At 71.1% G+C, this 21,884-nt stretch carries 22 protein-coding genes; 11 read left to right on the top strand and 11 right to left on the bottom strand.

Annotated features, from left to right (window positions below):
- Nucleotides 1–13: 13 nt before the first annotated feature.
- Both EDM22_RS08005 and EDM22_RS08000 read left to right on the top strand, forming a co-directional pair.
- Nucleotides 14–460: a GNAT family N-acetyltransferase gene (locus EDM22_RS08005; RefSeq protein WP_122936540.1), complete on the top strand. Its 447-nt coding sequence runs from the start codon at nucleotides 14–16 to the stop codon at nucleotides 458–460.
- On the top strand, nucleotides 460–693 hold the full coding sequence (locus EDM22_RS08000; protein WP_122936539.1) for a hypothetical protein: 234 nt from the start codon (nucleotides 460–462) through the stop codon (nucleotides 691–693). The genes EDM22_RS08005 and EDM22_RS08000 overlap by 1 nt, the downstream gene beginning before the upstream one ends.
- A 37-nt stretch (nucleotides 694–730) precedes the next feature.
- Here EDM22_RS08000 and EDM22_RS07995 read toward each other — a convergent pair whose 3' ends face one another.
- Nucleotides 731–1,555, bottom strand: a complete 825-nt coding sequence (locus tag EDM22_RS07995; RefSeq protein WP_122936538.1) for a class I SAM-dependent methyltransferase — start codon at nucleotides 1,553–1,555, stop codon at nucleotides 731–733.
- A 52-nt stretch (nucleotides 1,556–1,607) separates the two neighbouring features.
- On the opposite strand from EDM22_RS07995, the gene EDM22_RS07990 reads away from it, so the two are divergent.
- The gene (locus EDM22_RS07990) at nucleotides 1,608–3,647 is read left to right on the top strand and encodes a M3 family metallopeptidase (RefSeq protein WP_122936537.1); all 2,040 of its coding nucleotides are present in this window, start codon (nucleotides 1,608–1,610) and stop codon (nucleotides 3,645–3,647) included.
- Between the two features lie 109 nt (nucleotides 3,648–3,756).
- Here the strand turns inward: EDM22_RS07990 and EDM22_RS07985 are convergent, their stop codons facing one another.
- The 5 genes from EDM22_RS07985 to sufB all read right to left on the bottom strand — a co-directional run bounded on the left by EDM22_RS07985 (nucleotide 3,757) and on the right by sufB (nucleotide 7,874).
- Nucleotides 3,757–4,086, bottom strand: a complete 330-nt coding sequence (locus tag EDM22_RS07985; protein WP_122936536.1) for a metal-sulfur cluster assembly factor — start codon at nucleotides 4,084–4,086, stop codon at nucleotides 3,757–3,759.
- A gap of 20 nt (nucleotides 4,087–4,106) precedes the next feature.
- Nucleotides 4,107–4,877 (bottom strand): Fe-S cluster assembly ATPase SufC, encoded by a 771-nt coding sequence (gene sufC / locus EDM22_RS07980; protein ID WP_122936535.1) that lies wholly within the window; start codon nucleotides 4,875–4,877, stop codon nucleotides 4,107–4,109.
- A 65-nt stretch (nucleotides 4,878–4,942) separates the two neighbouring features.
- Complete coding sequence (locus tag EDM22_RS07975; RefSeq protein WP_122936534.1) at nucleotides 4,943–5,269, bottom strand: non-heme iron oxygenase ferredoxin subunit; 327 nt, start codon at nucleotides 5,267–5,269, stop codon at nucleotides 4,943–4,945.
- Nucleotide 5,270: 1 nt separating this feature from the next.
- The gene (gene sufD / locus EDM22_RS07970; RefSeq protein WP_122936533.1) at nucleotides 5,271–6,425 is read right to left on the bottom strand and encodes a Fe-S cluster assembly protein SufD; all 1,155 of its coding nucleotides are present in this window, start codon (nucleotides 6,423–6,425) and stop codon (nucleotides 5,271–5,273) included.
- A gap of 30 nt (nucleotides 6,426–6,455) precedes the next feature.
- On the bottom strand, nucleotides 6,456–7,874 hold the full coding sequence (gene sufB / locus EDM22_RS07965; RefSeq protein ID WP_122936532.1) for a Fe-S cluster assembly protein SufB: 1,419 nt from the start codon (nucleotides 7,872–7,874) through the stop codon (nucleotides 6,456–6,458).
- 261 nt (nucleotides 7,875–8,135) lie between these two features.
- On the opposite strand from sufB, the gene EDM22_RS07960 reads away from it, so the two are divergent.
- On the top strand, nucleotides 8,136–9,074 hold the full coding sequence (locus EDM22_RS07960) for a COX15/CtaA family protein (RefSeq protein ID WP_122936531.1): 939 nt from the start codon (nucleotides 8,136–8,138) through the stop codon (nucleotides 9,072–9,074).
- A 1-nt stretch (nucleotide 9,075) separates the two neighbouring features.
- Complete coding sequence (locus tag EDM22_RS07955; protein ID WP_122936530.1) at nucleotides 9,076–9,696, top strand: gamma carbonic anhydrase family protein; 621 nt, start codon at nucleotides 9,076–9,078, stop codon at nucleotides 9,694–9,696.
- Between the two features lie 7 nt (nucleotides 9,697–9,703).
- Here EDM22_RS07955 and EDM22_RS07950 read toward each other — a convergent pair whose 3' ends face one another.
- Nucleotides 9,704–10,624 carry a heme o synthase gene (locus EDM22_RS07950; protein WP_122936529.1) on the bottom strand — a complete coding sequence of 307 codons (921 nt, stop codon included), beginning with the start codon at nucleotides 10,622–10,624 and terminating at the stop codon, nucleotides 9,704–9,706.
- Between the two features lie 322 nt (nucleotides 10,625–10,946).
- Between EDM22_RS07950 and tkt the strand changes: the two genes are divergently transcribed.
- Genes tkt through pgl form a run of 6 tightly spaced genes read left to right on the top strand, consistent with a single transcriptional unit; the run spans nucleotide 10,947 to nucleotide 19,052 of the window.
- Nucleotides 10,947–13,040 carry a transketolase gene (gene tkt / locus EDM22_RS07945; protein WP_122936565.1) on the top strand — a complete coding sequence of 698 codons (2,094 nt, stop codon included), beginning with the start codon at nucleotides 10,947–10,949 and terminating at the stop codon, nucleotides 13,038–13,040.
- Nucleotides 13,041–13,065: 25 nt separating this feature from the next.
- Nucleotides 13,066–14,175: a transaldolase gene (gene tal, locus EDM22_RS07940; RefSeq protein ID WP_122936528.1), complete on the top strand. Its 1,110-nt coding sequence runs from the start codon at nucleotides 13,066–13,068 to the stop codon at nucleotides 14,173–14,175.
- Nucleotides 14,172–15,776 (top strand): glucose-6-phosphate isomerase, encoded by a 1,605-nt coding sequence (locus EDM22_RS07935; RefSeq protein ID WP_122936527.1) that lies wholly within the window; start codon nucleotides 14,172–14,174, stop codon nucleotides 15,774–15,776. Before tal ends, EDM22_RS07935 begins: the two co-directional genes overlap by 4 nt.
- Before the next feature lie 17 nt (nucleotides 15,777–15,793).
- A complete protein-coding gene (gene zwf / locus EDM22_RS07930; protein WP_122936526.1) occupies nucleotides 15,794–17,335 on the top strand; it encodes a glucose-6-phosphate dehydrogenase in 1,542 nt (513 codons plus the stop codon).
- Nucleotides 17,332–18,285: a glucose-6-phosphate dehydrogenase assembly protein OpcA gene (locus EDM22_RS07925; protein ID WP_122936525.1), complete on the top strand. Its 954-nt coding sequence runs from the start codon at nucleotides 17,332–17,334 to the stop codon at nucleotides 18,283–18,285. Before zwf ends, EDM22_RS07925 begins: the two co-directional genes overlap by 4 nt.
- Nucleotides 18,282–19,052, top strand: coding sequence for a 6-phosphogluconolactonase (gene pgl, locus EDM22_RS07920; protein ID WP_122936524.1), 771 nt, complete (start codon nucleotides 18,282–18,284; stop codon nucleotides 19,050–19,052). The genes EDM22_RS07925 and pgl overlap by 4 nt, the downstream gene beginning before the upstream one ends.
- Before the next feature lie 70 nt (nucleotides 19,053–19,122).
- Here the strand turns inward: pgl and EDM22_RS07915 are convergent, their stop codons facing one another.
- From EDM22_RS07915 to EDM22_RS07900, 4 genes are all read right to left on the bottom strand, one after another.
- Nucleotides 19,123–19,488, bottom strand: a complete 366-nt coding sequence (locus EDM22_RS07915; RefSeq protein WP_122936523.1) for an RNA polymerase-binding protein RbpA — start codon at nucleotides 19,486–19,488, stop codon at nucleotides 19,123–19,125.
- Between the two features lie 11 nt (nucleotides 19,489–19,499).
- Nucleotides 19,500–19,751 carry a preprotein translocase subunit SecG gene (gene secG, locus EDM22_RS07910; RefSeq protein ID WP_122936522.1) on the bottom strand — a complete coding sequence of 84 codons (252 nt, stop codon included), beginning with the start codon at nucleotides 19,749–19,751 and terminating at the stop codon, nucleotides 19,500–19,502.
- Between the two features lie 130 nt (nucleotides 19,752–19,881).
- A complete protein-coding gene (tpiA, locus tag EDM22_RS07905) occupies nucleotides 19,882–20,670 on the bottom strand; it encodes a triose-phosphate isomerase (protein ID WP_122936521.1) in 789 nt (262 codons plus the stop codon).
- Entirely contained in the window at nucleotides 20,661–21,875 is a 1,215-nt protein-coding gene (locus tag EDM22_RS07900; RefSeq protein ID WP_122936520.1) for a phosphoglycerate kinase, read from the bottom strand. Before EDM22_RS07900 ends, tpiA begins: the two co-directional genes overlap by 10 nt.
- Nucleotides 21,876–21,884 lie beyond the last annotated feature (9 nt).

Here is a 21,884-nt window from a genome sequence, read left to right as displayed (position 1 = left end):
AAGAGGGGAACCCATGCACACCGAGATCCGACCGGCCGGCGACGACGACTTCTTCGGCTGGCTGCCGCTGTTCGACGCCTACTGCCGCTTCTACGAGACCGACCTCGACGACGCCAAGGCGCTCATCGTCTGGAACTGGCTCCGCGACGAGGCCAACCCGCTGCAGGCCCTGCTCGCGGTCGACGAGGAGGGCACGCCGATCGGCCTCGCGCACTACCGGTCCGCCCCGCAGACCCTCACGGCGAGCGTGGGGATCGTGCTCGACGACCTGTTCGTCGACGAGGCGCACCGGCGGTCGGGCGTGGCCCGGGCGCTCATCGAGCACGTGCGCGAGCGCGCCGCGGAGCTCGGCACCGGCGGCGTGAGCTGGGTCACCGCCGCCGACAACACCGAGGCGCAGCGGCTCTACGACGAGCTGGCCACCCGCACCACGTGGGTCACCTACGAGATGAGCGCCTGATGCAGCTCGGCACGCGCTGGGCGTTCGGCGCGCAGCCGCCGGCGTCCGTCCCGTCGACGCTCCGCGGCCGCATCGCCGACGCCGAGGCGTCGGCGGCCGACGGCGCGGGCCGGCACTGGACGCTGACCTGGCTCGAGGGGCGGCCCATCGCCGAGCTCGACGACGGCACGGTCGTGCGCGACTCCCCCGCCGGCCACGCGGCGGAGGGCGACGCGGCCGACGAGGACTGGTGACGTCGCACCGCCGAGGGCGACGCGGCCGGCGACGCGTCTAGGCTCGCGCGATGATCTCCCCGTGCGGCATGAGCAGCCACCCGTCGGGATCGGCGGCCCACTCCCGCCAGGCGGCGCTGATGGACTCGAGCTCGGCGTGCGTCGCGTGCCCCGACTCGATCGCGTGGGCGGCGAACGTCGACTTCACGGCGCGCTCGGCCCACGCGCCGCCCCACCATTCCCGCTCCAGATCGGTCGAGAACACCCACGCGCTCCCGCTCGCGGAGACCTCTTCGAAGCCCGCGCTCCGCGCCCAGGACTTCAGGAGCCGTCCGGCGTGGGGCTCGCCGCCGTTCCACGCGTAGACATCGGCGTTGAGCGCCAGCCACCGGTCGAGGCCGGGCGAGTGCGGGCTCCAGATGACGCCGCCGAAGTCGACGTCGCGGGCGGCCATGACGCCGCCGGGCTTCAGCACCCGGCGGAACTCGCGCAGCGCGTCGATCGGCCGCCCGACGTGCTGCAGCACCTGGTGGGCGTGCACGACGTCGAACGTGTCGTCGTCGAAGTCGAGGGCGTACGCGTCGCCCACCCGGAACTCCGCGTTCGTGACGCCCTCGCTCTGGGCCAGACCGTTGGCCCGCTCCACGACGTCGGCGGCCGAGTCGATGCCGATCACCCGACCGGGCCGGATGCGGCGCGCGAGGTCGATCGAGATCGTGCCGGGTCCGCTGCCGACGTCGAGGATCGTGATGCCCTCGTTGAGGTGCGGCAGCAGGTAGGCCGCCGAGTTGTCGACGGTGCGCCATTCGTGCACCCGCAGCACGCTCTCGTGGTGGCCGTGGGTGTAGGCGTCTCGGGATGGGGCTCGGGGCGATTCGTGCATACCCCGAGCCTACGGTCGCGGACCCCGCCATGACACGGTCTACTGTGGTCGGATGGGCGACCGCGCGAACCCGTTCCTCGAGCCGAGTCCGCTGCCGTTCGGGTTGCCGTTGTTCGCGCTGATCCGGCCCGAGCACTTCCGCGAGGCGATCGAGCTCGGCATGCGCGAGCAGCGGGCCGAGGTCGAGGCGATCGCCACGGATGCCGCGGCTCCGACGTTCGAGAACACGATGGCCGCCCTCGAGCGCAGCGGCGCGGTGCTGCGACGCGTGCTCCCGGTGCTCGCCAACGCGAGTTCGGCGGACTCCACCGCGGCCATCGAGGCGATCGACACGGAGTTCGCGCCGCGCCTCGCCGCGCATCACGACGCGATCCTCCTCGATCCGCGCGTGCACGCCCGGGTCGACGCCCTGCACGCACGACGCGACGAGCTCGGCCTCGACGCCGGAGCCCGGTACCTGATCGAGCGCCGCCATCGCCGCGCGGTGCTCGCGGGCGCCGGCCTCGACGAGGCCGGCCGGGCCGTGCTGGCCGAGCTGAACGAGCGGTTGTCGACCCTCACGACAGCGTTCCAGCAGCACCTCCTGGCGGAGACCGCCGACCTCGCGGTGCACGTCGACGACGAGCGCGGGCTCGACGGCCTCGACGCGGGGCGCGTCGCCGCGGCGCGCGAGGCCGCCAGGGCGCGCGGCGACGACGGCTGGCTCCTGACGCTCGTGCTGCCCACCGGCCAGCCCGCGCTCGCGGCCCTGCGCGACGATCGGGTGCGCGACCGCCTGTTCACGGCGTCGCGGTCTCGCGGATGCCGCGGCGGCGCGCACGACACCCGGTCCACCCTGCTCGAGATCGTGCGGCTGCGGGCGCAGCGGGCCCGGCTGCTCGGCTTCCCCGACCATGCGACCGCGGTGGCCGCCGACCAGACCGCCGGCACCCCCGAGGCGATCGCGGCGCTCCTCGATCAGCTGTCCGAGCCCGCGACCGCGAACGCCCGGGCGGAGGCCCGCGAGCTGCGCACGATCGCGGCGCGCGACGGGCTGCGCGAGCCCGTGGCATCCGACTGGGCGCTGCTCGCCGACCGCGTGCGGGCCGAGCGCTTCGACGTCGACCTCGCGGCGATGCGCCCGTACCTCGAGGCCGACCGGGTGCTGCGCGACGGCGTGTTCCACGCGGCGACGCTGCTCTACGGGCTGCGGTTCCGGGAGCGCGACGACCTCGTCGGCCACCACCCCGACGCCCGCGTGTTCGAGGTCGCCGAGCACGACGGCGAGCCCGTGGGCCTCTACCTGCTCGACCTGTACGCGCGTGACGCGAAGCGCGGCGGCGCGTGGATGAGCTCGCTCGTCGAGCAGTCGGAGCTCACGGGCGAATCGCCCGTGGTCGTCAACAACCTCAACGTGCCGAAGCCGCCGGCCGGCGATCCGACGCTGCTCACGATCGACGAGGCCGAGACCCTCTTCCACGAGTTCGGCCATGCGCTGCACGGGCTGCTCGCGCGCGTCGCCTTCCCCTCGTTCGCGGGCACGAACGTCTTCCGCGACTTCGTCGAGCTGCCGAGCCAGGTGAACGAGCTGTGGCTGCTGCGCCCCGAGGTCCTCGAGCACTTCGCGGTGCATCACGCGACGGGCGAGCGGATGCCGCGGCACCTCGTCGAGGGCCTGCTCGCGTCACGCGGCTGGGGCGAGGGCTTCGCGACGACCGAGTACCTCGCCGCGGCCGTGCTCGACCAGGCCTGGCACCGGCTGTCCCCCGACGACGAGGTCGACGACGTCGCGGCGTTCGAGCGGGCGGCGCTCGCGGCGGCGGGACTCGACGACCCGCTCATCCCGCCCCGGTACTCGAGCACGTACTTCGCCCACGTGTTCGCCGGCGGCTACGACGCCGGCTACTACGCCTACGTCTGGAGCGAGGTGCCCGGCGCCGACATCATGGAGTGGTTCGAGCTGCACGGCGGCGCGACCCGCGAGAACGGCGATCGCTTCCGCGCGGAGATCCTGGCCCCGGGCGGCTCCCGCCACCCGGCCGAGTCGATCCGGGCGCTCCTCGGACGCGATCCCTCGATCGGGCCGCTCCTGCGCCGCCGGCACCTCGCCTGAGGCCCGGCCTCCGGCTCGCATGGCGCGTCCGACGGCGCGGCACGGCGAACGCGAGCAGGTCCCGGATGCCGCGGCATCCGGGACCTGCTCGTCGATCGGTCGGTGGTGGCTAGATGGCGAACCCGAGGGCCCGCATCATGTCGCGGCCGTCGTCGGTGATGCGCTCGGGGCCCCACGGCGGCATCCACACCCAATTGATGCGGAAGGCGTCGACGACGCCGTCGAGCGCCTCGGCGGTCTGCTCCTCGATCACGTCGGTGAGCGGGCAGCCGGCGCTCGTGAGCGTCATGTGGATGACGAGCGCGTCGTGCTCGTCGTCCCAGCCGAGGTCGTAGATGAGCCCGAGGTCGACGATGTTGACCCCGAGCTCGGGGTCCATGACGTCCTTCAGCGCTTCTTCGACCTGGTCGTAGCGCTCGGGGGCCAGTGAGGTGACCATGATGCGATTCTACCCGCGGCCTACTCGGCTGCGGCCGTCTCCGCCACCTGGTAGCGGTCGTAGCCCTCGTCCTCGAGCCGGTCGGCGAGCTCGGGGCCGCCCTGCTCGGCGATGCGGCCGGCGACGAACACGTGCACGAAGTCCGGCTTGATGTACCGCAGGATGCGCGTGTAGTGCGTGATGAGCAGGATGCCGAGGCCCGTGTTCGCCTTGGCGCGGTTGACCCCCTCGGAGACGATCTTGAGCGCGTCGACGTCGAGGCCCGAGTCGGTCTCGTCGAGCACGGCGAAGCGGGGCTTCAGGAGCTCGAGCTGGAGGATCTCGTTGCGCTTCTTCTCGCCGCCCGAGAAGCCCTCGTTGACGTTGCGCTCGGCGAACGCCGGGTCCATCTTGAGGTTCGACATCGACTCGCGCACGTCCTTGATCCAGCCGCGGATCGCGGGCGCCTCGCCGTCGATCGCGGTCTTGGCGGTGCGGAGGAAGTTGGTGACGGTGACGCCGGGGATCTCGACGGGGTACTGCATCGCGAGGAAGAGGCCGGCGCGTGCGCGCTCGTCGACGGTCATCGCGAGCACGTCCTCGCCGTCGAGGAGGATCTGGCCCTCGGTGACGTGGTACTTGGGGTGGCCGGCGATCGTGTAGGCGAGCGTGGACTTGCCGGAGCCGTTCGGGCCCATGACGGCGTGGATCTCGCCCTCGTTGATGACGAGGTCGACGCCGCGGAGGATCTCGCGGGTGCCCTGGTCGGTCTCGACGTTGACGTGGAGGTTCTTGATCTCGAGTACGGACATGGTGGTTCGGTGTCTCTCTTCGGTCGTCGGCCTGCGGGGCCGGAAGTCGTGGGGGTCGGAGGAGGTCAGACGGCGAGCTTCACGGCGGGGTCGATGAAGACGCCCCCGTCGGTGATCTCGACCTGGTAGACGGGCACCGGCTCGTAGGCCGGGAGGGTCAGCGGCTTGCCGGTGCGCAGCGAGAACTTGGACCCGTGGGCCCAGCACTCGAGCGTGTCGTCCTCGACGAAGCCCTCGGCGAGCGAGATGTCGCCGTGGGTGCAGGTGTCGCCGATGGCGAACACGTCGCCCGCGGCATCCTTCACGACGGCGATGGGCACGCCCTCGAGCACGAACCGCGATGCCTCATTGACGGCGAGGTCCTCGACCCCGCACACACGAACGGATGCCACGTCAGCTCCCCTGCAGTTCTGCTTCGAGTGCGGCGATGAGGCGCTCCTCGAGCGCCGCGTCGCCGATCTGCTGGACGACCTCGGCGAGGAAGCCGCGCACGACGAGGCGGCGGGCCTCGTCCTCGCTGATCCCGCGGGCCATGAGGTAGAAGAGCTGCTCGTCGTCGAACCGGCCGGTCGCACTCGCGTGCCCGGCGCCCTCGATGTCGCCGGTCTCGATCTCGAGGTTCGGCACGGAGTCGGCGCGGGTGCCGTCGGTGAGCACGAGGTTGCGGTTCTGCTCGTAGCTGTCGGTGCCGACCGCCGCGTTGCCGATGAGCACGTCGCCGATCCAGACGCTGCGCGCGCCCTGGCCCTGGAGCGCGCCCTTGTAGGTCACGCGCGAGCGGGTGTGCGGTGCGTCGTGGTGCACGTACACCTGCTGCTCGAGGTGCTGTCCGGCGTCGGAGAAGTAGAGTCCGAGCGCCTCGATGTCGCCGCCCTGCTCGGCGAGGTGGGTCGAGGGGTTCACCCGCACGACCCTGCCGCCGAGCGAGACGACGATGTGCTTGAGCTTCGCGTCGCGTGCGATGCGCGCGAAGTGGCTCGCGAGGTGCACCGAGTCGTCGCTCCACTCCTGCAGTGCGACCACGGTGAGGTTCGCGCCCTCGCCGACGACGATCTCGACGTTCTCGGTGAGGCGCGCGTCGCCGGTGCCGCGCAGCACGATGAGACCGCGGCTGTTCGGCGCCGCCTCGATGACCGTGTGCGCGGCGCGGGGCGTGGAACCCAGGCCCGAGCGAGTGACGGTCACGACCTTCTCGTCTTCACCGGAGACCTCGATGAGGAGCGCCTCGCCGAAGCTCGACCAGGCGTTCGCCGACGCGCGCTCCTCGGGGGTGCCGGTGCGACCGATGCGGGCGTCGTCACGCGGAATCCACGAGAGCGCGACGCCCGCGGCATCCGTGGACTCGAGCGGAAGGCGCGAGCCGTCGAGCTCGCCGCCCGTGAGGTCGGCGAAGGCCGCGACGGGCGAGAGCTTCCACTCGTGCTCGCGGCCCGTCACCGGTGCGAAGTCCTCGACGTGCACCGAGCGGAAGCGCTCGGAGCGCGTCTGCACGGGCACGAAGGCGCCGTCGGAGTGCGGGCGGAAGCCGTGCTGCTCGGCGGTGGGCATGGCTGTGCTCTGTGTAGCGGCGGTCATGTCCTAGCCGACCGATCCTTCCATGCCCATCTCGATGAGCTTGTTGAGTTCCATCGCGTACTCCATGGGCAGCTCGCGGGCGATCGGCTCGATGAAGCCGCGCACGATCATGGCCATGGCCTCGTCTTCGGGCATGCCGCGGCTCATGAGGTAGAAGAGCTGCTCCTCGCTGACCTTCGAGACCGTGGCCTCGTGGCCGAGCTTCACGTCGTCGACGCGGATGTCGATCGCCGGGTAGGTGTCGGAGCGGGAGATGGTGTCGACGAGCAGCGCGTCGCAGCGCACGGTGTTCGCCGAGTGGTGCGCGTTCGCGTCGATGCGCACCTCGCCGCGGTAGCCGGCGCGGCCGCCGCCGCGGGCGATCGACTTCGAGACGATCGACGACTGCGTGTACGGCGCCATGTGGATCATCTTCGCGCCGGCGTCCTGGTGCTGGCCCGGGCCCGCGAACGCGACCGAGAGCGTCTCGCCCTTGGCGTGCTCGCCCATGAGGAAGATCGAGGGGTACTTCATGGTGACCTTGGAGCCGATGTTGCCGTCGATCCACTCCATGGTGGCGCCTTCGGCGGCGGTGGCCCGCTTGGTGACGAGGTTGTAGACGTTGTTCGACCAGTTCTGGATCGTCGTGTAGCGAACGCGGGCGTTCTTCTTGACGATGATCTCGACCACGGCCGAGTGCAGGGAGTCGCTCTTGTAGATCGGGGCGGTGCAGCCCTCGATGTAGTGCACGTAGCTGCCCTCGTCGGCGATGATCAGCGTGCGCTCGAACTGGCCCATGTTCTCGGTGTTGATGCGGAAGTAGGCCTGCAGCGGGATGTCGACGTGCACTCCGGGCGGAACGTAGACGAACGATCCGCCCGACCACACGGCCGTGTTGAGCGCCGCGAACTTGTTGTCGCCCGCGGGGATGACCGTGCCGAAGTACTCCTCGAAGAACTCGGGGTGCTCCTTCAGCGCGGTGTCGGTGTCCATGAAGATGACACCCTGGCGCTCGAGCTCCTCGTTGATCTGGTGGTAGACCACCTCGGACTCGTACTGGGCGGCGACGCCCGCGACGAGGCGCTGGCGCTCGGCCTCGGGGATGCCGAGCTTCTCGTAGGTGTTCTTGATGTCGTCGGGCAGGTCCTCCCAGCTCTGGGCCTGCTTCTCGGTGGAACGGACGAAGTACTTGATGTTGTCGAAGTCGATCTCCGAGAGATCGGCACCCCACGTGGGCATGGGCTTGCGCTCGAAGAGCTGCAGCGCGCGCTGGCGGCGCTGGAGCATCCACTCGGGCTCGCTCTTCAGGGCCGAGATGTCGGCGACGACCTCGGGCGAGATGCCGCGACGCGCGGAGGCTCCTGCGGCGTCGGAGTCGGACCAGCCGAACTCGTAGACGCCGAGGCCTTCCAGCTCGGGGCGGTCGATCAGTACGTCCGTCATGCTCTCCCTCTTCTCCTCCCGCTCACCGGCTATCAGTCCGGCCCACCCCCGCCGCCGGGTCGAGGTGCCGCTGCGGTCGAGGGGTGATGTGCGGGTGGCTTCGTTGCGAACCTAGAATGGTGTCGGATCCGCCGTGTGCCGAGGCACGCGGGCCGGACTCCGCCAACCAATCAAGTCTATAGGGTCGCAGGGACCTCGGTCCCGACTCCCAGCGCGGTCCCAGCGCGGATCCAGCGCGACCCGGATCAGGAAACGACGAGCGTGAACCGCTTCACCGCGTGGCTGCCCGAGGTCATCGATCGCAGGGTGCGCGTGCTCGCGTGGCTCTCGTTCCTCGCGCAGACGATCATCATCGGCACGGGCGGCGCCGTGCGGCTCACCGGCTCGGGGCTCGGCTGCCCCACGTGGCCCACCTGTACCGCCGATTCCCTCGTCACGACGCCCGAGATGGGCATACACGGCATCATCGAGTTCGGGAACCGGCTCATGACGGGCGTCGTCGGCATCATCGCCGTGCTCGTCGTGCTGTCGGTCTGGCGGATGCGGCGCAGCCGCCGCGACCTCTGGGTGCTCTCGCTCGTGGTACTGCTGGGCATCGTCGCGCAGGCCGTCGTGGGCGGCATCACGGTGCTCACCGGGCTGAACCCCTTCATCGTCGGCTTCCACTACGTGGCCTCGCTCCTGCTCGTGTGCGTCACCGCCGCGTTCCTCGTGCGCCTTCGCACCGTGCCCGGCCCCCGGGAGCTCGCGGTGCCGCGCTGGTACGCGACGCTCACGCACGCGACCACCGCGGTGCTCGCGGTCTCGATCGTCTTCGGCGTGCTCACGACCGCGTCGGGGCCGCACTCGGGCGACGCCGACGCCGGGCGCACGGGCTTCGACTCGGAGCTGCTCGAACACGTCCACGCCTGGCCGGGCTACGCCCTCTTCGCGCTGACGATCGTGCTGCTCGTCGCCGCATGGCGCCTGCACCTCCCCACGCTCGGCTGGGCCGTCGCGCTGCTCGCCGTGGAGCTCGTGCAGATCGGCGTCGGCCTCTACCAGGCCCGCAACGGCCTCCCGCCCGTCGCGGTGGGGCTCCACATGGTGCTCGCGGCGCTGCTCGCCGCTGCCATGACCGTGTTCGTCATGCGCCTGAAGCGCCCGGCGACGACGGATGCCGCGACGGACGACGCCGAGCTGGCGGCATCCGCCCGCTGACATGCTCATCGAACACCGCGGTCGGCGGCCCGTCGTGCACCCGAGCGCCACGGTCGCACCGAACGCGGTGGTCTCCGGCGACGTCACGGTCGGCGCGGGCGTGCGCATCCTGTACGGCGCGGTGCTCACCGCCGAGGACGGCGAGGTGTGCATCGGCGACGGGTCCGTCGTCATGGAGCATGCCCTCGTGCGCGGACGCGCCGGCCACCCCGCGGTGATCGGCGAGCGCGTGCTCATCGGACCGCACGCCCATGTCAACGGGGCGGTCGTCGAGGACGAGGCGTTCCTCGCGACGGGCGCGTCCGTGTTCCCGGGCGCGGTGATCGGGCGGGGTGCCGAGGTGCGCATCAACGGCGTCGTGCAGGTGAACACGAGGCTCCACCCGGGCGCGGTCGTGCCCATCTCGTGGGTGGCGGTCGGCGACCCTGCCGCGATCCTGCCGCCCGAGCGCCACGACGAGATCCAGGCGATCCAGCAGCGCCTCGACTTCGTCGGCACGGTCTACGGCAGTCCGAGGGCCGCCGACATGCGCGAGATCATGACGCGGCAATCGGCCTTCTACGCGAGCCACGCCGACGACATCGTGCTCGGCGACGCCGACGGCGCGGCATCCGACCGCTGACGCTGCCCTAGAACGGGAGCAGCGGGTCGATGCCGATCGCCAGGAAGAGCAGCGACAGGTAGGCGATGGAGCCGTGGAACACGCGCATCGGCGAGACCTGCTCGTGGCGGATCGCGAGGTTGTAGAGGCGGTGGCTCTCGTAGAGGAACCAGCCGCCGGTGACCAGCGCGACCGCGGAGTACACGAGGCCCATGCCCGCCACGGGGATGAGCAGGAGCGAGCAGGCGACCGTGGCCCACGCGTAGAGGATGACCTGCAGGCCCACCTGTGCGCGGCCGCGCACCACGGCGAGCATGGGCACGCCGGCGGCGGCGTAGTCGGCCTTGTACTTCATGGAGAGCGGCCAGTAGTGCGGCGGCGTCCACAGGAAGATGATGAGGAACAGGATGAACGGCGTCCAGCTGAGGCTCTCGGTCACCGCTGCCCAGCCGATGAGCACGGGCATGCAGCCGGCGACGCCGCCCCAGACGATGTTCTGGGCGGTGCGGCGCTTGAGGATGAGGCTGTAGAAGACGACGTAGAGCAGGATCGCCGCGAGCGAGAGCAGGGCGGCGAGCCAGTTGGTGAAGACCCAGAGCCAGGCGATCGACGCGACGCCGAGGGCGTACGCGAAGACGAGCGCCTCGCGGTCGGTGAGCTCGCCGGTGACGAGCGGGCGGCCCTTGGTGCGCTTCATGACGCGGTCGATGTCGCGGTCGATGTAGCAGTTGAACGCCCCCGCCGAGCCCGCGCTCATAGCGCCGCCGATGAGCGTCGCGACGAGCAGCCACAGGTCGGGCAGGCCGCCCTGCGCGAGGATCATCGTGGGCGCCGTGACGACGAGCAGCAGCTCGATCACCCGCGGTTTCGTGAGGGCGACGTATGCGGCGACCTTGCGCCGCAGACCCGTCGCCCGTCGCGTGTCACGGGCTTCTGCGATTGCCTGCATCGTTCCTCTTCCGGGCGCGGGCACGTTTCGTCCAGACCCCGCGCGACCGGACTCGATTCTAGGCCATGCCCGTTGCGCGCGGCCGCCGGAATGCCCTTTCCTCCTCACATCGCCTGCGCGCGCGTGTGAGTCACAGCCCGTCACAGTGCCCCCCGGATCCATATACTTGAGCACAGCGCGCCCGGCGGCGCGGATTCGCAGTGCCGTCTCGCGACGTCCGATCGGATCGGTCGCCAGGCTCCACCGCGCCGTCGTGTATCCGGCGGGTCGGGAGCCCTTCCTGCTCCCGCACACCGTCACGATCGGAAGGAACAGCAACCTCGTGGCAACTCTGCACTGGGACCCCATCGACGAGCGCGCGGTGGACACCGCCCGCGTCCTCGCGGCCGACGCCGTCGAGAAGGTCGGCAACGGGCACCCCGGCACGGCGATGAGCCTCGCTCCCGCCGCCTACCTCCTCTTCCAGAAGGTCATGCGCCGCGACCCGGCCGACCACCGCTGGCTCGGCCGCGACCGGTTCATCCTGTCGGCCGGTCACAGCTCGCTCACGCAGTACGTGCAGCTCTACCTGGCCGGCGACGGCCTCGAGCTCGACGACCTCAAGGCCCTCCGCACGTGGGGCTCCAAGACCCCCGGCCACCCCGAGTACGGCCACACCGACGGCGTCGAGATCACCACCGGCCCGCTCGGCCAGGGGCTCTCCTCGGCGGTCGGCTTCGCGTACGCCGCCCGCTACGAGCGCGGGCTGTTCGATCCGGATGCCGCACCCGGCACGAGCCCGTTCGACCACTTCGTGTACGTCATCGCCGGCGACGGCGACCTGCAGGAGGGCGTGACGAGCGAGGCGTCCTCGCTCGCGGGCCACCAGCAGCTCGGCAACCTCGTCGTGATCTACGACTCGAACCAGATCTCCATCGAGGACGACACCAACATCGCCTTCACCGAAGACGTCGCCAAGCGCTACGAGGCCTACGGCTGGCAGGTGCAGGTCGTCGACTGGAAGAAGACCGGCGAGTACGTCGAAGACGTCGCCGCGCTCCACGACGCCATCGAGGCCGCCAAGGGCGAGACCGGCAAGCCCTCGATCATCATCCTCAAGACCATCATCGGCTGGCCGAGTCCCGGCAAGCAGAACACGGGCAAGATCCACGGCTCCGCCCTTGGCGCGGCCGAGCTCGCCGCCACGAAGGAGGTGCTCGGCTTCGACCCCGAGCAGACCTTCGTCGTCGCCGACGACGTGATCGCCCGCACCCGCGGCGCGCTCGAGCGCGGCGCCGCGCAGCGCGCCGAGTGGCAGCAGGCGTTCGACGCCTGGGCCGCGGCGAACCCCGAGCGCAAGGCGCTCCTCGACCGGCTCGAGGCCGGCGAGCTGCCCGAGGGCATCGAGTCCGCGCTTCCCGTGTTCGAGGCGGGCAGCGACGTGTCGACCCGCGCCGCGTCCGGCAAGGTCATCAACGCGCTCGCCGCCGAGCTCCCCGAGTTCTGGGGCGGGTCGGCCGACCTCGCCGAGTCGAACCTCACGACCATCAACGGTGCGGCGTCGTTCATCCCCACCGAGTGGTCGACGCACGAATTCGCCGGCAACCCGTACGGCAGGGTGCTGCACTTCGGCATCCGCGAGCACGCCATGGCGGCGATCCTCAACGGCATCGTGCTGCACGGACCGACCCGGCCCTTCGGCGGCACGTTCCTCATCTTCAGCGACTACATGCGCCCCGCGGTGCGGCTCGCCGCCCTCATGGGCGTGCCGTCGACCTTCGTGTGGACGCACGACTCCGTCGCGCTCGGCGAGGACGGCCCGACCCACCAGCCCATCGAGCAGCTCGCCACGCTGCGGGCGATCCCCGGCCTCGCCGTGGTGCGCCCCGCCGATGCGAACGAGGTGTCCCACGCGTGGCTCGAGATCCTCAAGCGCCGCGACGCCCCCGCCGGCATCGCGCTGACGCGCCAGAACATCCCGGTGTTCGAGCGCGGCGACGGCGAGGCATCCGGTGACACGCTCGCCTCGGCGACGAACGTCGGCAAGGGCGCGTACGTGCTCGCCGAGGCAGCGTCGGGCACCCCCGACGTGATCCTCATCGCGACCGGCTCCGAGGTGCAGCTCGCCCTCGCCGCGCGTGGCGAGCTCGCGGCCGAGGGCATCGGCGCACGCGTCGTGTCGGCCCCGAGCCTCGAGTGGTTCGAGCAGCAGGATGCCGCGTACCGCGAGTCGGTGCTCCCCGCATCCGTCACCGCCCGCGTCTCGGTCGAGGCCGGCATCGCCCTCTCGTGGCAGCGCTACCTCGGCACCCGCGGCCGCGCCGTGTCCATCGAGCACTTCGGCGCCTCCGCCGACTACAAGACCCTGTTCCGCGAGTTCGGCATCACGGCCGAGGCCGTCGTCGCCGCCGCGAAGGAATCGCTCGCGTCGTCCTGACCGAGCACGAAGGAGATCCAGCACCATGAGCACCTCCCCCACCGCCGCCCTCTCCGAGGCCGGCGTCAGCATCTGGCTCGACGACCTCTCGCGTGGGCGCATCACGTCGGGTGGCCTCGCACGCCTCATCGCCGAGCGCAACGTCGTCGGCGTCACCACCAACCCCACGATCTTCGCGGGCGCCCTCTCGAAGGGCGACGGCTACCAGGCGCAGCTCCACGAGCTCGCCGCCGCGGGCGCCGATGTCGACACGGCGGTGTTCGAGACCACCACCGACGACGTGCGCGATGCGGCCGACGTCTTCCGCCCCGTCTACGACGCGTCGGCCGGCTACGACGGCCGCGTCTCGATCGAGGTCTCCCCCGACCTCGCGAACGACACCGACGCGACGATCGCCCAGGCGCACGCGCTCTGGGAGAAGGTCGACCGGCCCAACGTCATGATCAAGATCCCGGCGACGCTCGAGGGCCTGCCCGCGATCACCGCCGCGATCGGCGCCGGCATCAGTGTCAATGTCACGCTCATCTTCAGCCTCGACCGCTACCGCGCCGTCATCGACGCGTACCTCACCGGGCTCGAGCAGGCGAAGGCCGCCGGCGTCGACCTCTCGACGATCCACTCGGTCGCCTCGTTCTTCGTGTCGCGCGTCGACACCGAGATCGACAAGCGCCTCACGGAGATCGGCACCGACGAGGCGCTCGCGCTCAAGAGCAAGGCCGGCGTCGCGAACGCCCGCCTCGCCTACGAGCTGTTCCTCGAGGAGTTCGCATCGGAGCGCGCGGTCGCGCTGCTCGACGCGGGCGCCAACCGCCAGCGCCCCCTCTGGGCGTCCACCGGCGTCAAGGACCCGGCGCTGCCCGACACCCTCTACGTCACCGAGCTCGTCGCGCCCGGCGTCGTCAACACGATGCCCGAGAAGACCCTCGAGGCCACGTTCGACCACGGCGTGATCGAGGGCGACACCGTCACCGGTGCCTTCGCCGACGCCGGCAAGGTGCTCGACGCGCTCGCGGGCGTGGGCGTCGACTACGACGACGTCACCCTCGTGCTCGAGCGCGAGGGCGTCGAGAAGTTCATCGTCTCGTGGCACGAACTGCTCGAGACCGTGCGCACCGCGCTGGAGGAGGCACGATGAGCTTCCGCATCTCCGTGAGCGGCGCGGCGGCCGACGCCGTGCGCCGCACCGTGCCCCAGCTCGTCGCCGACCGCGTCGCCTCGGGCATCACGGGGCTCGACGGGGCCCTCTGGGGTCCCGAGGCCGAGGCCGAGGCGTCCAAGCGCCTCGGCTGGGTCGAGGCCGTGGCGGTCTCCCGCCCGCTCGTGCCCGAGATCCTGGCCCTGCGCGACGAGCTGCTCGCCGAGGGCGTCGACCACATCGTGCTCGGCGGCATGGGCGGCTCGTCGCTCGCCCCCGAGGTCATCACGCGTACGACGCGCGCCCACCTCACCGTGCTCGACTCGACCGAGCCGGGCCAGGTCCGCGCCGCGCTCGCCGACCGGCTGACGTCATCGGCCCTCGTCGTGTCGTCGAAGTCCGGCTCGACGGTCGAGACCGACAGCCAGCGCCGTGCGTACGAGCAGGCGTTCCGCGATGCGGGCATCGACCCCGCGAAGCGCATCATCGTCGTGACCGACCCGGGCTCGCCGCTCGACGAGTCGGCCCGGGCTGCCGGGTACCGCGTGTTCAACGCCGACCCGACCGTCGGCGGCCGCTACTCCGCGCTCACGGCGTTCGGCCTCGTGCCGTCCGGCCTCGCGGGCGTGAACATCTCCGAGATCCTCGACGAGGCTGAGACGATCGAGCTCTCGCTCGCGATCGACAGCGAGACCAACCCGGGCCTCGTGCTCGGCGCAGCCATCTCCGCCACCTCGCCGCTCAAGGACAAGCTCGGGATCGTCGCCGACGGCACGCACATCGTGGGCTTCGCCGACTGGGCCGAGCAGCTGATCGCCGAGTCCACCGGCAAGGAGGGCACCGGCATCCTGCCCGTCGTGCTCGACGTCGACTCCCCCGAGCTCTCGGCGAACCTCGACGACCTCCAGGTCGTGCGGCTCGTCGACGACGCGGGCGACGAGATCTTCTCGCGCCACGACACCGGCGAGATCCGGGTCTCCGGCAGCCTCGGCGCACAACTCCTGGTGTGGGAGTACGCGACCGCCGTCGCCGGCCGCATCCTCGGCATCAACCCGTTCGACCAGCCCGACGTGGAGTCCGCCAAGATCGCGGCCCGCGGCCTGCTCGACGCGCGGCCCGAGCCGGCGCCCGCCGCCTTCGTGTCCGAGGGCATCGAGGTGCGCGGCACCCCCGAGGTCATCGGCGCGTCGAGCGACCTCCGCTCCGCCATCGACGTGCTCCTCGAGGAGCTCCCGGCGAACGGCTACCTCTCCGTGCAGGCGTACGTGGACCGCGTCGCGTACCCCGAGGTGGCGCAGCTGCGCGACGCGCTGGCCGCGCGTGCCGGACGACCGGTCACCTTCGGCTGGGGTCCCCGCTTCCTGCACTCGACGGGCCAGTTCCACAAGGGCGGCCCCGCGGTCGGCGTGTTCCTCCAGCTCACGCAGCGCCCGACCGAAGACCTGTCGATCCCCGAGCGGCCGTTCACGTTCGGCCAGCTCATCGCAGCACAGGCCTCGGGCGACGCGAGCGTGCTCGCCGAGCACGACCGCCCGGTATTGACGCTCACGCTCACCGAGCCCGCCGCGAACCTCGCGACGCTGCTCGACGCGATCGGCTGAGGACGCCGGAGAAGCGAATGCAACCCGCCGAGATCACCGCGACGCACAACCCGCTCCGGTCGCCGAAGGACTATCGGCTCAACCGGATCGCGGGGCCGTCGAGCCTCATCATCTTCGGCGTGACCGGCGACCTGTCACGCAAGAAGCTCATGCCCGCCGTGTACGACCTCGCGAACCGGGGGCTCCTGCCCCCGGGCTTCGCGCTCGTCGGCTTCGCCCGTCGAGACTGGGACGACCAGGACTTCGAGGCGGTCGTGCACGACTCGGTCAAGCAGTACGCGCGCACCGAGTTCCGTGAGGACGTCTGGAAGCAGCTCGCCCGCGGCATCCGCTTCGTGCAGGGCGACTTCGACGACGACGCGGCGTTCGACCGCCTGCGCACCGTCGTCGAGGAGCTCGACCGCGAGCGCGGCACGATGGGCAACCACGCGTTCTACCTGTCGATCCCGCCGAAGTCGTTCCCGCTCGTGACCGAGCAGCTGAAGCGTTCCGGGCTCACCGAGCAGCGCGACGACCAGTGGCGGCGCGTGGTGATCGAGAAGCCGTTCGGCTCCGACCTCAAGACGGCGAAGGAGCTGAACGACGTCGTCGCGTCGGTCTTCCCGCCCGACTCGGTGTTCCGCATCGACCACTACCTCGGCAAGGAGACGGTCCAGAACATCCTGGCGCTCCGCTTCGCGAACCAGCTCTACGAGCCCATCTGGAACGCGAACTACGTCGACCACGTGCAGATCACCATGGCCGAGGACATCGGCGTGGGTGGGCGCGCGGGGTACTACGACGGCATCGGCGCGGCGCGCGACGTCATCCAGAACCACCTGCTGCAGCTGCTCGCCCTCACCGCGATGGAGGAGCCGATCTCGTTCGAGGCCGCCGACCTCCGCGCCGAGAAGGAGAAGATCCTGGCGGCCGTGCGCCTGCCCGACGACCTCGCCACGGGCACGGCCCGCGGCCAGTACGCGGGCGGATGGCAGGGCGGCGAGAAGGTCATCGGCTTCCTCGACGAGGACGGCATGAACCCCGAGTCGACCACCGAGACGTACGCCGCGATGAAGCTCACGATCGGCACCCGCCGGTGGGCCGGCGTGCCGTTCTACCTGCGCGCCGGCAAGCGCCTCGGTCGCCGCGTCACCGAGATCGCGGTCGTGTTCAAGCGTGCGCCCCAGCAGGTGTTCGCCGACAGCCAGACCTCGGAGCTCGGCCAGAACGCGCTCGTGATCCGCGTGCAGCCCGACGAGGGCGTCACGATCCGCTTCGGCTCCAAGGTGCCGGGCGCCGGCATGCAGGTCCGCGACGTCACCATGGACTTCGGCTACGGCCACGCCTTCACCGAGGCGAGCCCCGAGGCCTACGAGCGGCTCATCCTCGACGTGCTGCTCGGCGACCCGCCCCTCTTCCCCCGCCAGGAGGAAGTGGAGCTCTCGTGGAAGATCCTCGACCCGATCGAGGAGTTCTGGGCGACGCAGGGCCAGCCCGAGCAGTACCGCCCCGGCACCTGGGGGCCCTCGTCGGCCGACGAGCTCCTCGCCCGCGACGGACGAACCTGGAGGCGCCCGTGATCGTCGACCTGCCCGACACCACCACCAGCCAGGTGTCGAAGACCCTCGTCAAGATCCGCGAGGACGGCGGGGTGGTGGCCCTCGGCCGCGTGCTCACCCTCGTCATCGCCACGACCCCCGATGCCGAGGAGGAGGCCATCGAGGCGGCGAACGACGCTTCGCGTGAGCATCCGATGCGCGTCATCGTGGTGTCGACCGAACCCGGCACCGAGCAGGGCGAGGCTCGCCTCGACGCCGAGATCCGCGTCGGCGGCGACGCCGGTGCGAGCGAGGTCATCGTCCTCCGCGCCCGCGGCGACGCCGCGCTCGACCAGGAGAGCCTCGTCATGGGCCTCCTGCTGCCCGACGCGCCGGTCGTCACCTGGTGGCCGGGCATCGCGCCCGACGTGCCCGGCACGTCGCCGCTCGGGCGCATCGCCAGCCGTCGCATCACGGATGCCTCGGCGCAGCCCGACCCGCAGGCGGCGCTCCTCACCCTCGAGCAGCACTACACGCCGGGCGACGCCGACTTCGCTTGGACGCGCCTGACCCTGTGGCGGGCCCAACTCGCTGCGGTGCTCGACCAGCCCCCGTACGAGCCGGTGACGGCCGTGCGCGTCACGGGCTCGATCGACTCGCCCTCGACCACCCTCCTCGCCGCCTGGCTGCAGGAGCAGCTCGGCGCGAAGACCACGTGCATCCTGGCCGGTCTCGAGCACGGCTCACGGGGCATCCACGGCGTGGAGCTCGAGCGTGCGAGCGGTGTCATCGAACTCGTGCGCGACGTTCCCGGCGTCGCGACGCTGCGCCAGCCCGGCCAGCCCCTGCACGACGTCGCACTCCCCCGTCGCAGCCTCCGCGACTGCCTCGCCGACGAACTCCGCCGCCTGGACCCGGATGAACTGTACGGTGAGGTGATCACGAGCGGCCTCCGGCTGCTCCGAGAGCGGGACGAAGGAGTCCACGTATGACGAACGAGCGGCGCGTGCTCGTGCACCCCGACAAGTCCACCCTGGCCGGCTCGGTCGCTGCGCGCTTCATCACGAAGGTGCTCGACCTGCTCGACGTGCAGCAGACGGTGCACGTCGTCCTCACCGGCGGGTCGATGGGCGGGGCGGTGCTCGAGGCCGTCGCGGAGTCGCCGGCGCGGCACTCGATCGACTGGAGCCGCATCCACTTCTGGTGGGGCGACGAGCGGTGGGTTCCGGCCGGCGACGCCGAGCGGAACGACGTGCAGTCGCGCGCCGCGCTGCTCGATGCGCTCGAGCTCGCACCCGAGCAGGTGCACCCGTTCCCCGCATCCGATTCGGGGCTCACGCTCGACGAGGCGGCCGACGCCTACGCGGCCGAGCTCGCCCGGCACGGCGCGGCGGGGCTCGGGTACCCGATCTTCGACATCACGTTCCTCGGCGTCGGACCCGACGGCCACATCGCCTCGTTGTTCCCGCACCGCTCCGGGATCCAGGTGATCGACCGCCCGGTCATCGCCGTGCGCGAGTCCCCGAAGCCACCGCCCGAGCGGCTGAGCCTCACCCGGCCGGTGCTCAACTCCTCGCAGCGCATCTGGTTCGTGCTCGCCGGGGCCGACAAGGCCTCCGCCCTCGGCCTCGCGCTCGCGGGCGCCAGCCGCGACGAAGTGCCCGTGGCGGGCATCAAGGGTCGCCGGCGCACCGTGTTCTTCATCGATCAGGATGCCGCGGCAGAGGTGCCCGAGGCGCTCATCGCACGCGAGTACTGACCGCACGCCACCCGCGCGAGCGGGAACGACGAAGGGGCCGCCCGGTGGGCGGCCCCGTCGTCGTGCAAGTTCAGTCCTTTGTGCCCGTGCCTCGACGCGCGCGCAGCTGCTCGAGCGCTTCCTCGAGGAGCGCCGCGGCCTCCTCCTCGGTGCGCCGCTCCTTCACGTAGGCGAGGTGCGTCTTGTAGGGTTCGAGCTTCGACACCGACGGCGGGTTGTCCTTGTCGCGACCGGCGGGAAGGCCCGTGGACGGGCTGTCGATGACGTCGGGGATCTCCTCCTCGGGGAGGTTCGCCGCGAAGTACCGCACGGTCTCGTTGCCCTGCGCGTCCCAGTAGCTCACCGCGATGCGGTCGGCGTGGAAGCCCCGGTCCTGCTCGCCCATGGGGCCCGCACCGACGCGCGAGCCGCGGATTGCGCTGTTTCCTGATGCCACTGGGTCCTCCGTCAGATTCCCGCGTCGAACTTCGTGATGAGTCCGAGCACGACGATGCACGTCACCCACACGAGCGCGAGGATGATCGTGATGCGATTGAGGTTGCGCTCTGCGACGCCCGAGGCGCCGAGGTTCGAGGTGACGCCGCCGCCGAACATGTCGGACAGACCGCCACCACGACCCTTGTGCAACAGGATCAGGAGCGTGAGCAGGAGGCTCGTGAGACCGAGCAGCACCTGCAGGACGACCTGGAGAATCTCCACGGTGAAACCTTTCCGGGCATGACGAAGTGTCGATGCCGACCAGTCGAGTATAGCCGCACCGCCGTCCCGGCCCGTGGTCACGGGCCGGGACGGCGGGTGCGGGTGCGACGTGTTCGCGGCGCCTCGCGGCTCAGGCGCCCACGTGCTTCTTGAAGCGGACGATGCTCGAGAACTCGTCGATGTCGAGGCTCGCACCGCCGACGAGTGCACCGTCGACATCGACCTCGCGGAGGAACGACGCGATGTTGGCGGCCTTCACCGACCCGCCGTAGAGCACGCGGGTCGATGCGGCGACGTCGTCGCCGGCGACCTCGGCGAGCACCGCGCGGAGCGCCGCACAGACCTGCTGCGCCTGCTCGGGGGTGGCCGCCTGGCCCGATCCGATCGCCCAGACCGGCTCGTACGCCACGACGAGGCCCTTCGACGCGTCGACGCCGTCGAGTGCGGCGCGCAACTGGGCGACCGGCACGGCGCTCGCGCCGTGCTGCTCGAGGTCGTCCGCCGTCTCGCCCACGCACAGCACGGGAACGATGCCGTGGCGATGCGCCGCCTGCACCTTCGCGTTCACGACCGCGTCGGTCTCGCCGTGCAGCGTGCGCCGTTCGGAGTGGCCGATGATGACGTACCGGCAGTCGAGCTTCGCGAGGAACGCACCCGACACCTCACCGGTGTACGCGCCCGAATCGTGCTGCGAGACGTCCTGGGCGCCGTAGGCGATGGGCAGGTCGTCTGCGGCGACGAGCGTCTGCACCGAACGCAGGTCGGTGAACGGGGGGAAGACGGCGACCTCCGCGTCGGCGAAGTCGTGCTTCGCGTCGGCGAGCGCCCACGCGAGCTTCTGCACGAACGCGATCGCCTGCAGGTGATCGAGGTTCATCTTCCAGTTGCCCGCGATGAACGGGGTGCGTGTCACTGCCATCCGAGGACCTCCAGTCCGGGGAGATGCTTGCCTTCGAGGAACTCGAGGCTCGCGCCCCCGCCCGTCGAGATGTGTCCGAACTGGTCGTCGGCGAATCCCAGCTGCCGTACGGCAGCGGCGGAGTCGCCGCCGCCCACGACGCTGAGCCCGTCGACCTCGGTGAGCGCGTCGGCCACGGCACGTGTGCCCGCTGCGAACGGCGCCAGCTCGAACACGCCCATGGGGCCGTTCCAGAACACGGTGCGGGAGTCGCGGATGTACCCCGCGAAGGTGGCCGCCGTGTTGGGGCCGATGTCGAGCCCGAGGCCGGAGGCGCCGAACGGCGTCTCCTCGATCGCGTCTGCAGGAGCCACCACGTGGTCGGCGTCGGCCGAGAACGAGGCGGCGACCACGACATCGGTCGGCAGCACGATCGTCACGCCGCGTTCCTCGGCGTCGGACAGGTAGCGCTTCACGGTGTCGATCTGGTCGGCCTCGAGGAGGCTCGAGCCCACCTTGTGACCCTGCGCCGCGAGGAAGGTGAACAGCATCCCGCCCCCGATGAGGAGCGTGTCGACGCGCGGCAGCAGGTGCTCGATCACGCCGAGCTTGTCCGACACCTTCGACCCGCCGAGCACGACCGCGTACGGCCGCTCGGGGTTCTCGGTGAGCCGGTCGAGCACGTCGAGCTCGGCGGCGATGAGCAGGCCCGCGGCACTCGGCCGCAGCTGCTCGAGGTCGTAGACGCTCGCCTGCTTGCGGTGCACCACGCCGAAGCCGTCGGACACGACGACGTCGGCGAACTCCGCGAGCTGGGCCGCGAAGGCACCGCGCTCCGCGTCGTCCTTCGCGGTCTCACCGGGGTTGAACCGCAGGTTCTCGAGCACGAGCACCTCGCCGTCGCCGAGCGCCGCGACCTTGGCCGCGGCATCCGCCCCGACCGTGTCGGTCGCGAAGGCGACGGATGCGTCGAGCAGCTCGTCGAGCCGCGCGGCCACCGGGGCCAGGCTGTACTTCGCCTCGGGGGCGCCGTCGGGGCGGCCGAGGTGGGACACGACGATCACGCGGGCGCCCTGCGCCACGAGTGCATCGAGCGTGGGGACCGATGCCCGCACGCGGCCGTCGTCCGTGATGGCCCCGTCCTGGAGAGGAACGTTGAGGTCACAACGGACGACGACGCGCTTGCCGGCGAGCGGACCGAGGGAATCGATCGTTCGCAGGGTCACGAGCTGCTC

Origin of the sequence: Agromyces tardus, assembly GCF_003710805.1 — a bacterium.
GTDB classification, from domain to species: domain Bacteria; phylum Actinomycetota; class Actinomycetes; order Actinomycetales; family Microbacteriaceae; genus Agromyces; species Agromyces tardus.
This window is presented reverse-complemented; position numbering and strand designations above follow the sequence as displayed.